This window comes from Methylobacter sp. BlB1 (genome assembly GCF_015476545.1).
GTDB lineage: Bacteria > Pseudomonadota > Gammaproteobacteria > Methylococcales > Methylomonadaceae > Methylobacter.
In genome coordinates, this window is the sequence record NZ_JADMKV010000096.1 from 1 (window position 1) to 11,697 (window position 11,697).

At 52.0% G+C, this 11,697-nt stretch carries 8 protein-coding genes and 1 pseudogene; all 9 read left to right on the forward strand.

Annotation, left to right across the window (positions count from 1 at the left end; all coding sequences use genetic code 11):
- A partial coding sequence (locus IT781_RS20590; RefSeq protein ID WP_194972050.1) for a non-ribosomal peptide synthetase occupies positions 1-2,415 on the forward strand: 2,415 nt, incomplete at its 5' end.
- A 140-nt stretch (positions 2,416-2,555) separates the two neighbouring features.
- On the forward strand, positions 2,556-3,920 hold the full coding sequence (locus tag IT781_RS20595) for an MFS transporter (protein WP_194972051.1): 1,365 nt from the start codon (positions 2,556-2,558) through the stop codon (positions 3,918-3,920).
- A 74-nt stretch (positions 3,921-3,994) separates the two neighbouring features.
- Complete coding sequence (locus tag IT781_RS20600; RefSeq protein ID WP_194972052.1) at positions 3,995-5,317, forward strand: diaminobutyrate--2-oxoglutarate transaminase family protein; 1,323 nt, start codon at positions 3,995-3,997, stop codon at positions 5,315-5,317.
- 151 nt (positions 5,318-5,468) lie between these two features.
- On the forward strand, positions 5,469-6,086 hold the full coding sequence (locus IT781_RS20605; protein ID WP_228779321.1) for an ABC transporter ATP-binding protein: 618 nt from the start codon (positions 5,469-5,471) through the stop codon (positions 6,084-6,086).
- A complete protein-coding gene (locus IT781_RS20610; RefSeq protein WP_194972053.1) occupies positions 6,004-7,338 on the forward strand; it encodes an ABC transporter permease in 1,335 nt (444 codons plus the stop codon). Before IT781_RS20605 ends, IT781_RS20610 begins: the two co-directional genes overlap by 83 nt.
- Positions 7,331-8,440, forward strand: coding sequence for an efflux RND transporter periplasmic adaptor subunit (locus IT781_RS20615; protein ID WP_194972054.1), 1,110 nt, complete (start codon positions 7,331-7,333; stop codon positions 8,438-8,440). Before IT781_RS20610 ends, IT781_RS20615 begins: the two co-directional genes overlap by 8 nt.
- A 178-nt stretch (positions 8,441-8,618) precedes the next feature.
- Positions 8,619-10,025, forward strand: a complete 1,407-nt coding sequence (locus IT781_RS20620; protein ID WP_194972055.1) for a TolC family outer membrane protein — start codon at positions 8,619-8,621, stop codon at positions 10,023-10,025.
- 300 nt (positions 10,026-10,325) lie between these two features.
- Entirely contained in the window at positions 10,326-10,685 is a 360-nt protein-coding gene (locus tag IT781_RS20625; RefSeq protein WP_194972056.1) for a hypothetical protein, read from the forward strand.
- A 530-nt stretch (positions 10,686-11,215) separates the two neighbouring features.
- Positions 11,216-11,697 (forward strand): annotated as a pseudogene (locus tag IT781_RS20630) (alpha/beta fold hydrolase); the annotation flags it as partial.

Genomic DNA, 11,697 nt, shown 5'->3' on the forward strand with positions numbered 1-11,697 from the left:
AACACCCGCGTCTACCTGTTGGACGATAACCTCGCGCCCGTTCCGGTCGGTGCCGTGGGCGAGCTGTATGTGGGCGGTGCCGGACTGGCACGGGGTTATCTGAACCAGTCCGAATTGACCGCCGAGCGCTTCATTAAAGATCCGTTCAGCCGCGATCCCCAGGTGCGGCTGTACAAGACCGGCGACCTGGGCCGCTGGCGGGAAGACGGCAGCATCGAATTCCTCGGCCGCAATGACTTCCAGGTCAAAATCCGCGGCTTCCGCATCGAGCTGGGCGAGATCGAGGCCCGGCTGGCCGGCCATCCGGCGGTCCGGGAAACGGCCGTGCTGGCGCGCGAGGACGGCGTTGGCGGCAAGCGGCTAGTGGCTTATTACACCGGCGACGCCGATCTGGCCGTGGACGACTTGCGCGCGTATCTGGCCGAGTCCCTGCCCGAGTACATGGTGCCGGCCGCCTTCGTGCAGTTGGCCGCGCTGCCGTTGACCCCGAACGGCAAGCTGGACCGCAAGGCCCTGCCGGCACCGGATGCCTATTTGGACTTTGTACCGCCGCGATCTACCGATGAAGCGAAAATTGCCGCAGTTTGGCGCAAATTATTCCAGGTTGAGTCTATTAGCGTGACGGCTAATTTCTTCGAGATGGGCGGGCACTCTTTATCGGCGGTTCAATTGTTGAGTCTGTTGAAACAGGAAGGCATTGAGATCTCCATAGCGATGTTGTTTGAAAAGCCGACTATCGAATCGTTAGCCTGGGCGATTCGTGAAGACACCCGGATTACAGAAGCAAACGCAATACCGCTGAGGAAAACCGGTAATCAAGCTCCGCTGTTTTTAGTTCATGAGGTCACGGGAGAAATGCTCTATGGCCCTAATCTCGTGCCACATATCGATAGCGATATACCCGTCTACGGCTTGCCCGGACAACCGCTAAGCGAAGCACCTTATCACACCATGCAAGCAATGGCCGCCAGATTAGTGCGGATGATACGCGCAGTACAGCCGCATGGGCCTTACCGCCTCGCCGGCTGGTCCCTTGGCGGGACGATTGCTTACGAAATTGCCGCACAACTTATTGGAGAAGATGAGACGGTAGAGTTTCTAGGATTGCTGGATTCATACTATAACTACGCGAATGCAAAAGACATTATGACGGATGTCGATGACACAGGTTTATTGCTGGATTTCGTGTTGGCAGACGATATGCCTTCGGCGATGGCCGATGAAATAAAATCGGCAGCTTCTTCAATGGATTTTGCGGAGTTGGTGAGCAAATGCCAGTCCTTATCTCTGCTGCCGGCTCATCTGACTGCCGACGAATTTCAGAAGTTTCTGCATCGCTGGCACAACCATAGAATAGCGGACGCTCAATACTGCGCCCGCAAGTTGCCGATCCCAATCCATTTATATGCCACCACTGAGCACGCTGAAGAAAATCCCTTCCGGAATTGGGACTCGGTATTGCCGAAGCAGCAAATACGGCTGATACCGGTGACGGGTTCGCATCAGACTATGATGGAATCGCCTCATGTCGATTCGCTGGGCGCGGCGCTTTCCGCCTCAATTCGGGAGGCAAGTGCCGAAAAGCCGATGGATCATAGCAACGGCTACGATCCGTTAGTGGCGCTTCATTCCGGCAGTTTCGCTGTGGCGCCTTTATTCTGTGTACCGGGTGCGGGAGGCAGTGTGAGCGCGTTCACCGATTTGACGTTAGCTTTGGGATCTTCAAGACCTGTCTATGGCTTACAGCCGCGGGGACTGGACGGCGAAATGGTGCCGCATGCGACCGTACCCGCCGCTGCCAAAGCCTATCTGCGAGCGATCCAGTCGGTATATCCGGAAGGGCCATTACATCTGATCGGCCATTCATTTGGCGGATGGGTTGTTTTCGATATGGCGCTGCAACTGGCTAAGAGCGGACGCAGCGTAGCGTCACTGACCTTGATCGATACCGATGCGCCGCATGAGCCGCACAGCGTCGCGCGAGAATATACGGAAACCGAAGTGTTGATGAAACTGGTCGAGATCTATGAGCAATCCATCGATGCATCTCTGGCAATACAGGCCGCCGATCTGGACGGGCTTGACGGCGATGCACAGTTGAAGCTGCTGCATCAACGCCTGGTAGGCGTCGGGCTGATGCCTAAACAATCTCAGCCCGAAATGCTGGCCGGCACATTCCGCACCTTTGGCACGGCATTAAGAACCCGCTACTGCCCGGAATATCACTATGCCGGACCGCTGCGGCTCGTGTTGGCTCAGACTGATCAATCTGACCACGAAGCCGTCGTCGCAAAATGGCGATATTGGGTTAATGATCTCAAATACTGGCAAAGTAAAGGCAATCATATGACTGTTATCAAGGCGCCTTATGTCAACGCTTTAGCGGATTGGCTGGAATTGGGGAGGCATAAGTGATTGAGGCGCCGAGTCGGCTATTTCCGTTTTTAGGGAACCGGCTCGATGCGCCCGAGCTTAGCGCGGCTTATGTCGGGTTGGGTTCGGACAATAAATTCATCTCGGTTTTTTAACCTTAAATCAACAAATGACATCATCCTATGAACACGGCAAACGAATTGGAAAAAGAGACTTATCAAAGTGCAAGTTTGACGATGATGGGGCGGCCATTCTATCTACTCTGGTGTGGCGAGACTGTCGCGTTAATCGGCGCCTCGCTGATGGAGTTCGCATTAGGCGTGTGGGTCTATCAAAAAACCGGCTCGGCTCTTGATTTTTCCGGCGTGCTGGTGGCAGCTATTTTACCGGCAGTGTTCATTATGCCGATTGCCGGCGGCATCGTTGACCGCTTTGATCGGCGCTACGTGATGGTTGCGGCCGATCTGACGGCTGTCGCGTTATTGTTGATGCTGGCCTGGTTTCTTTGGCATAACAGCCTTGATATCGAGCATCTTTATGTCTTCAATGTTGCAATGTCGCTGATCGCGGCGTTCAGGACGCCTGCCTATACGGCGTCTGTCAGCAAGCTTCTGCCCAAGGAAAAATATACGCAGGCCAGCGGCTTGATGGGAGTGAGTTCCAATGTGTTAAGCATGTTTGCGCCTTTGGTCGCGGGCAGCTTGATGGCGGTGATAGGGCTGCAGGGCATAGTCTTTATCGACATCACTGCATTTGCTATGGGCTCCATATTGATTTTGAACGCTTTTTTTTACACCGGTAGAGCCAGCGGCAATATCGGCAAGATCAGGGCCGATGATACGGAAGCGGTAAGCGGCAGCGTTGCCTTGGCGCTAGTGTTTTTCAAGAAGGAGCCGCTGATGCTGTGGCTGCTGGTATACACCGTTCTTCAGCAAGGTTTTGTGACGCTCGCGTCGACGATGATTATGCCTCTGGTGCTTTCCCATTACTCCGAAAACGACTTGGGCGTCATTCTCACGGTCGGCGGCGTGGGAGGGCTGATTGGCTCAATCCTGTTGACAGTGATGGGAGAGCTTAAGCGTTTGATGCTTTGGGCGCTGGCGGCTGATGTGATACTGGCGCTTTGCATATTGCTGGTTGGCGTCAATACCTCCTTCAACCTTTATTGCGTGTCGGTGTTTACCGCCTTACTGGTGGGCGGCTTTGCTCAAGGCTGTAATCATTCGCTGTGGATGAGAAAAATTCCGAATAAGTTTCAAGGCAGAATCTTCTCGATCATTAATGTTGCCGCTTTGCTGACCATAAGCATCGTCGTCATGGCAGGCGGGTTTTCCGCCGATCAGATTTTTGAACCTGCTCTATCTGAAGGTGGTCTGTTAGAACAGACGCTAGGCCCCTGGATTGGAACAGGAAAAGGGCGTGGCATCGGGCTTATGTTTGTTATCAGCGGCTTTATAGGGGTACTCATTTCACTGGTTGGATTTTTAACAAGACTGCGCCGATTGGATCTGATCGTGCCGGATGCACCTGGCTCAAATGAGTCCTAAGTGTTTGAAAAAATAATGAGCCGGGTTTTCCCGGCAGAAAATGCAATCAAAAATAAAAAATAAGGAGAAATAGCATGTCATACGATTACCTGAAACTCCTGGAATCAAACGCAAGAACTTATGCCAGATTCTTTAACAAAGTGTTTTCAACGGGCCATGGGGTGCGTGTCCGGGATTCCCAAGGAAATGAGTACATAGACTGCCTGGCTGTTGCCGGCGCTTTGCCGCTAGGACATAACCATCCTGAAATTAAACAAGCTGTTGTCGAGTATATTTCATCGGATGGCATTCAACAGGCGCTTGATTTTTCCACTCCGGCCAAGATTCAATTTGTCAAGGATCTGTTCTCGCGGCTGCCGCCGAAATTGCGCGACGATGGGCGGATACAGTTCTGTGGGCCTACCGGGTCTGATGCAGTCGAGGCCGCACTCAAACTGGCGAAATTTTATACGAAACGGCAAGGCATCATGGCGTTTCATGGCAGCTACCATGGCATGACTTTGGGCGCTCTCGGCCTCATGGGTAATTTACACCCTAAAACCGGAGTGGGCCTGGCGGCGGCCGGTGTGCAATTCGCACCTTTCCCTTACCGTTTCCGGTGCCCATTTGGAACCAATGGCGCTCAAACCGACCAGCTGTCGATCAACTACATCCGCACGATTTTATCGGACCCCGAGAGCGGGGTGTCAAAGCCAGCCGCTATCATCGTCGAGGCTGTGCAAGGAGAGGGCGGCGCCATTCCGGCTTCCATTTACTGGTTGCAAGAGCTAAGAAAATTGACGCTTGAATTCGATGTGCCGCTGATCATCGACGAGGTTCAGACAGGACTTGGACGGACAGGCACCTTATTTGCCATTGAGCGCGCAGGCATAACGCCGGATATTCTGGTTTTGTCCAAGGCCATCGGAGGCGGTTATCCGTTGTCAGTCGTGGTATACGATAAACGATTCGATGTCTGGACGCCCGGCATGCACGCGGGCACGTTCAGAGGCAATCAGTTGGCGATGGTCGCAGGAAGCACCACGATGCGGGTGATCGATAGAGATGGACTTGTTGACAATGCCAATAAGATTGGCGATATTCTGAAAAAAGGCCTGATTGAAATTGCGCAACACAATCCAGTCCTGGGTGATGTGCGGGGGCTTGGGCTAATGATCGGCGTTGAGATTGTGAAACCGGGCGCCGACGACCAGCCAGGTGCTCCGGACGGGGAACTCGCCAAGGTCATAAAACGCAATTGTTTTAAAAACAGACTGATCATTGAAACCGGGGGGCGCAATGGCTGCGTGCTTCGTTTTCTGCCGCCTCTCATAGCGACGGAAGCCGATGCCGGCGAAATACTGGATCGTTTTGAGCAGGCTGTTGAAGCCGTAGAGATAGGGGCAGTTCATGCTTGATATACGTCCTAACCATTCGAGCTCTCTCCGGGAGAAGCAAATTGACCAATTGAAAAACCGGCAATTGGCTGCTGCTGATGCGCTGGGGGTTTCTTTTGAAAAGCCAATAATAAGTGTCCAGAGTCTCACGAAATCCTATCATATTGGATCAATGACAGTTCCCGTATTGAAGGGCATCGACCTATCCGTCAAAGAAGGAGAGTTTGTCTCTATCATGGGGCCATCAGGGTCAGGTAAATCGACTTTGCTCAATGTGCTGGGAATTCTGGATCGTTACGACGACGGCGAGTATGTTTTGGACGGAACCCTGATAAAGCCGCTTTCCGAAACGGAGGCCACCCGGCATCGTAATCATTTGATAGGCTTCGTATTTCAGTCATTCAATTTGTTGCCTTTCAAGACCGCTATCGATAACGTGGCCATGCCGCTTTATTATCAAAAGGTTCCTCGTAAGCAGCGGGAAGAAAGAGCGCGGAAGCTATTGGAACGCATGGGGCTGGCCAGCCGGATGGATCACTTGCCTTCGGAGTTGTCCGGCGGGCAGCGGCAGCGGGTAGCCATTGCGCGCGCATTGGTTACCGACCCGCCTCTGATCTTAGCCGACGAACCGACCGGCAATCTGGATACGAAGACTTCAGAGGAAGTGATGGAATTGTTTACCGAAATAAACCATGAAGGCAAGACGCTTGTCGTCATCACGCATGATGAAGAAGTCGCTGAACGAACTCGTCGCGTTATCCATCTGCAAGACGGGCGAATCAGGCACTAACTACTCACTATGGACCATACAACTCATGATTGATTTTGAACGCTGGGCCGAGCTCGGTCAATCCCTTAGCAAGCACAAATTGCGGACAGGCTTGACTGCTTTTGGCGTCAGCTGGGGCATTTTTATGCTGGTTCTGCTGTTAGGAATGGGGAAGGGGTTGGAGCGCGGCACGATGACGCTTTTCCAGGATACGGCGCTAAATAGTGTCTGGATTGGAGGTGGCAAAACCTCTCAATCGTATAAAGGCTTAACCCCAGGCCGGACGGTAGGCCTGGAAATTGATGATGTCGCCTTGCTTGAAAACCTACCAGGGGTGGAGGCCGTTGGGCCTACCAAATTATTGGATAAAGGATATGTTATGAGATATGGAAAAAATACCGGCTCATTCCAGATAAACGGCATTAGCGCCGTCAATGCTGAAATTCAAAAACTGGCCTTGCTGAGCGGACGCCAGATTAACCAGTTGGATGAGCGCGAATCACGTAAAGTCGCCATAATCGGCGCCAGGGTTAACGATGTGCTGATGAAAAATCAACTCAGTCCAGTAGGAAAAACGATTTACGTAGGAGAAACACCGTTTACTGTGATTGGCGTATACAACAAAGCGTTGGGAGAGCAGTCGCCCAATCGCGTCTACATTCCATACTCCACCTTGAGGCAAGTGTTTGACCCTGCCCCGACAGTCAATATGCTTGCCTTGACGGTATCGCCGGGCTATAGCTGGCCGGATCTGAAGCCGGAAGCCATTCGGCTGCTATCCCAGCGGCATCGGTTTGACCCGAATGATTCTGCCGCTCTGGAGATCTACGATATCAGTGATGAAGTAAAAAAAGTGGAGTCCTTAATGAGCGGCATCAGGCTCTTCATGATAATTGTCGGAACCGGTACATTGATGGCGGGCTGTGTCGGGGTCAGCAATACGATGCTAGTTACTGTCAAGGAGCGCACGCGTGAATTTGGTATTCGCAAAGCCATCGGCGCTTCCTCGGCTGATATACTTTTCATGGTATTGCATGAGACACTGGTCATTACTTTAGCCGCAGGCTATGTGGGGTTGATTGCAGGGGTGGGGCTTGTCGAATTGATCAGCCAGGCCGGCATCGAATCGGATTACTTTCGTGATCCTCAAGTCGATCTTTCTATCGCTATTTCGGCGCTAGGCGTTTTGATACTTGCTGGTCTTATCGCAGGCTATCTGCCGGCGCGTCAGGCGGTGCGCGTATCACCTATTGAGGCACTCAGACATGAATAATTTTCGTCGAATTGTAGTCCGTACCAGTTGGCTTTTATTGGTTTCTGCCTTCGTGTTTGGCAGTGGTTTCTGGCTGTTTGTTTCAGCCGGCGCCAATGAAATCACCGTGCGGACAGAAAAACCATCTCGTATGACCATCGAGCATTATACCGTCGCCACCGGGCAGATTGTTCCCAATCGGAAAGTCAAGATCAAATCTCAGGCGAACGGTGTGCTCGAAGAAGTGCTTGTTAAGCAAGGGCAATGGGTGAAGCGCGGGGATGTGCTGGCCCACATACGGCTGCGTGCTGATCCGGTGGAGGTTAATACCGTCCAGGCGCAAATCAGAAAAGCCCGCCTTGAGCACCAGCGAGCGGCCGCCGAACTGGAGCGGCGCAGTCATCTTCATGACCAACATCTGATTTCCGACGCTGCGTATCAGGATGACAAACTGAAATACGATGTTTCAAAGTCGACCTTGGAGCAGGCCGAACGCGAATTGGAACTGCGCCTCAAAGGTGCCTCACAGCAATTCAAAACCACCTCGACCCTGATTACCGCCACCATGGACGGCATGGTGCTGGACCAGCCTGTGGAGATTGGCGATTTCATCATTAAAGCCAATGATCTTTCCGAAGGCACGACGGTTTTCACCATTGCCGACATGCATAGCCTGATTTTCAAAGGCGAAGTGGAAGAAGCAGATACCGGGCGCTTGCAGGAGGGCATGCCCCTTATCCTGAATGTCGGCGCTCTTCCGGATGAACAGTTCGAGGCCACACTGGATTTTATCGCGGCAGAAGCCAAGAAAACCGATCAAGGCCGGAAAGTATTCGAAATTCGCGCAGCCATCAAGCCCAAGTTGGGGGTATTTCTCAGGGCTGGCTATAGCGCGACAGCCAAAATCGTATTTTCCCGGCATGAACAAGTCATGACAATTCCCGAGGGCAGTTTGATATTTCGCGGGGACGAATCCTATGCTAAAGTAAAGCTGCCGACTGGCGAGATCGTCGAGAAGAAGCTTGTTACCGGTCTCTCCGACGGGCTTAATATTGAGGTGATTTCAGGGCTTGACGAGCAAGACAGCGTTGTGTCATCAAAAGCGGTAGAGAAGCCATTATAGAATACCGCAGGAGATAGTTTATCGCTTAATGCCGCCCATTTTTTCGCTTTGGGAGCTTAGTTATTGCTGGAATGGAATTCATGTTCGATACTGGCTGCTGAGTCGGCTGCCCAGTCATCTGCTGGATATCTGTCACAAAGCAACAGAGGAAGTCCCACAACTATAATAAAGGAAAGTTATGATAGCGCAGAAGATAGTTTATCGCTTAATGCCGCCCATTTTTCGCTCTGGAGGCTTGGTTTTACTGGTTTTGCTGGGATGGAATTCATGTCCGATACTGGCTGCCGAGCTGCCGCCCAGTAATCTGCTGGATATCTATAACAAGGCAATAGAGGAAGACCCGCAACTGATGAAGGGAAAGGCAATCCGCCAAGTTAGCGAAGAACAGCGCAATCAGGCCAAGGCCAAGGCCCTGCTGCCGACAGTAAACCTCTCCGCCAATGTCACCGGCAATCATCAGCATATCCGTTTAAACGACCCGCAGGCAATCGGTGTCGGCGGAGAAGATCTGTTTATGAGCGATGGTTACGATATCACGCTTTATCAGCCGGTGTTTCACTATGACAGGCTGATAGCCATGGATCAGGCTGGCCAGCGCGTGGAACAGTCCGAAATGGAGTTGAATGCGACCCATCAGGATTTGATTTTGCGAGTGGCGGAGCGCTATTTTGGCTTATTGGGCGCGTTTGACAACCTGCGGTATTCCGAAGCTCAGAAGGACACGCTAGGCCGGCAGCGCGAACAGACTCAGCAGCGCTTCAACTATGGCGAAATTGCCATCACCGATGTGTCAGAATCCAATGCGGGTTATGATCGTGCAGTAGCCGATGAAATCGAAGCCCAACAACAGCTCAATGATGCCAGAGCGGCATTAAGGGAAATTACCGGCGAATACTATGACAGTCTCTCAGCGCTTGCTGAGGATATTCCGTTAGTCAAACCGGAGCCTTTGAACGAAAAGAACTGGACTGATCAGGCGCTGGCGCAGAACCCACGCATTGTGGCCGCCACTCTAGCCTCCAATATCGCCCGCGATGAGATTAGCCGGCTTGACTCGGCGCATCTGCCCACTCTCGATTTCAAGGCAAGCAATGGCTGGATGCAAACCGGAGGCCAGTTCGGCGACACTACTATTTTTTATAACAGTTTCGGGTTGGAGATGAATATGTCGCTATACGAAGGCGGCCAAATGACCTCGCGATCACGGGAGGCGGCGCATCGGCATGACGAAACCCTGGCTACCCTGAAGCAAGAGCAGCGCAGTGCGGAAAGACAATCTCGCGACGCCTTCTATGGCGTAGTGACCGGTGTCAGTCGTGTGCAGGCATTACGGCAAACTCTCAAGTCGCAAGAATTGTCGATGAGAGAGATAGAGTCCGGTATTCAAGTCGGTAGCCGCACTACGCTTGATCTAGTCGTGGCGACGCGCGAATGGTACCGGGTTCAGCGGGACTACGCCAAAGCCAGGTATGACTATTTGTTAAACACCCTGCGGCTCAAGCGCTCCGCAGGTATTCTCGAGTACGAAGATTTGGCAAAGATCAATACATTCTTGACTGACTCTGCCTCGGCAGCTCAGCCTTGATTTTTGCTTGATGTCGGCTGAATATCAGTGTTCTGTCGCTGATGTTACGCCGTTGTAGGGTCGAATTCATTTATGCCTTTTGGGTACACTTGTGTCCTTTGGGAATTCGGCCCGCAGCAAACACCTGCGTACCGGCCTTTGAAGTGCGAATACCCCGCAAGGGGCACAAGTGAATTCGACCCTACACGGCATATTCGAATTTTCCTGGCACGCCTGCCGTTGGATTCGCCTCCGAGACGCATGAAACGCTACCATTACCCTTGAACTTCCGCCACCTGATGCGCCGGCAGGCTGTCACAGATGACGCTATCGCCGGGCTTTAAGGCCGGTCCCAGCTGCCAACGCAGGTATTCTTTAAAACTCTCTCCGCTCGGCTTGATCCGCGCGCCACGGGGCCGTAAATCGGTCGGCAGGCAAACCGGCAATCAAGGCTATCGTTTACCAATGCCCCGCTGGCGCAGCATCCCTACAACGTGCACCACTCAAAGCACGGCCATATCAGTGGACGCACTGGTTTCATCCAGAAGCATCAGCCGGGATGCATCGCAATGGCATCGCCCCAGTTTCCAGTTTGCCGCTGTAGGCTGGATCGTCGCGGCCCTGTTTACTGGCATGGACTGTCTTTTCTGCCGGCTCGATCTGGCGGACAAAGCAAGCTAAGGTACTGACTGAAGTCTTCAAGGTGTAGCTTTCTTTTAGCCAGTTTCTTGGCTGCTGCAAGGCCATGGAAGAATACGCGCCAACTGCGCTGTGATAGCGCTTCATAAGATTCCAGCCGATTCATCAGTATTTTCCCGTTATTCACTGAAGTGCGCTGTAAAACTTCGGGTTCAGATTGTTTTTTATAAGACAGCCTGAACGGGCGCAATCTCAAGTCAGGCATCAGGAATAACAAGGGTCTTATATCAGCGCTTGATTATTTCTTGATGAGTTCTTCAGATTTAAGTGTTTTTTCAGATTGGTTTTATGGAAATTTAAGGTTGGCTTGGTTAACACTGTAGTCGAGATTGAGCTGATGATTTCACCAATGCGGTATCGGTCTGATTCTGCCAGTCAATAGTCCATCTGTGCCCATTAAAATTAACGCAACGGGACCTGTTAAAAAACAAACTTACAAGAAAGGAGTGTTTTTTATGTTTCTTAAATACTTTCATCGGTCTAGTATCCTATTATTAGTTCCAGGAATGGTTATGGCAAATCAGAGCGCGCCAACTATTGACTGGCAAGCGTGTCATCCAGAATCCGGCCTGCCATATTTTTGCGGGTCTGTCAGTGTACCTCTCGACCATAATGCGCCTGAAGGGGAAAAACTTACCCTATCCTTGATTAAATTGTCGGCAACCGCGAGCACAGGAAAAATTGGATCGCTTTTTTTCAACCCCGGCGGGCCTGGTAATTCCGGAGTCGACTTCGTGCTCGGCATTGGTTCATCGCTTCGGCCAGAAATCCGCGAAAAATTCGACGTGATCGGCTTCGACCCTCGAGGCATAGGCCTAAGCAGTCCTCTCGTATGCTTTAACGGTCCAGTTACTGCGCTGCCGTTCTCTTTTCCCCGTAATCCTGAAGAAGAAGCCTTACGGGCAGATTTCGACAGGACGATGGCCAGTTCATGCAAAACTAACGGCGGCAGTGTGCTTGATCATATGTCAACCGCTAACGTAGCCCGGGATCT

Excerpts from the sequence above, each read along its gene's own strand:
- IT781_RS20595 (WP_194972051.1), top strand. The coding sequence starts at position 2,556 with ATGAACACGGCAAACGAATTGGAAAAAGAGACTTATCAAAGTGCAAGT.
- IT781_RS20600 (WP_194972052.1), top strand. The coding sequence starts at position 3,995 with ATGTCATACGATTACCTGAAACTCCTGGAATCAAACGCAAGAACTTAT.
- IT781_RS20605 (WP_228779321.1), top strand. The coding sequence starts at position 5,469 with ATGACAGTTCCCGTATTGAAGGGCATCGACCTATCCGTCAAAGAAGGA.
- IT781_RS20615 (WP_194972054.1), top strand. The coding sequence starts at position 7,331 with ATGAATAATTTTCGTCGAATTGTAGTCCGTACCAGTTGGCTTTTATTG.
- IT781_RS20620 (WP_194972055.1), top strand. The coding sequence starts at position 8,619 with ATGATAGCGCAGAAGATAGTTTATCGCTTAATGCCGCCCATTTTTCGC.
- IT781_RS20625 (WP_194972056.1), top strand. The coding sequence starts at position 10,326 with ATGACGCTATCGCCGGGCTTTAAGGCCGGTCCCAGCTGCCAACGCAGG.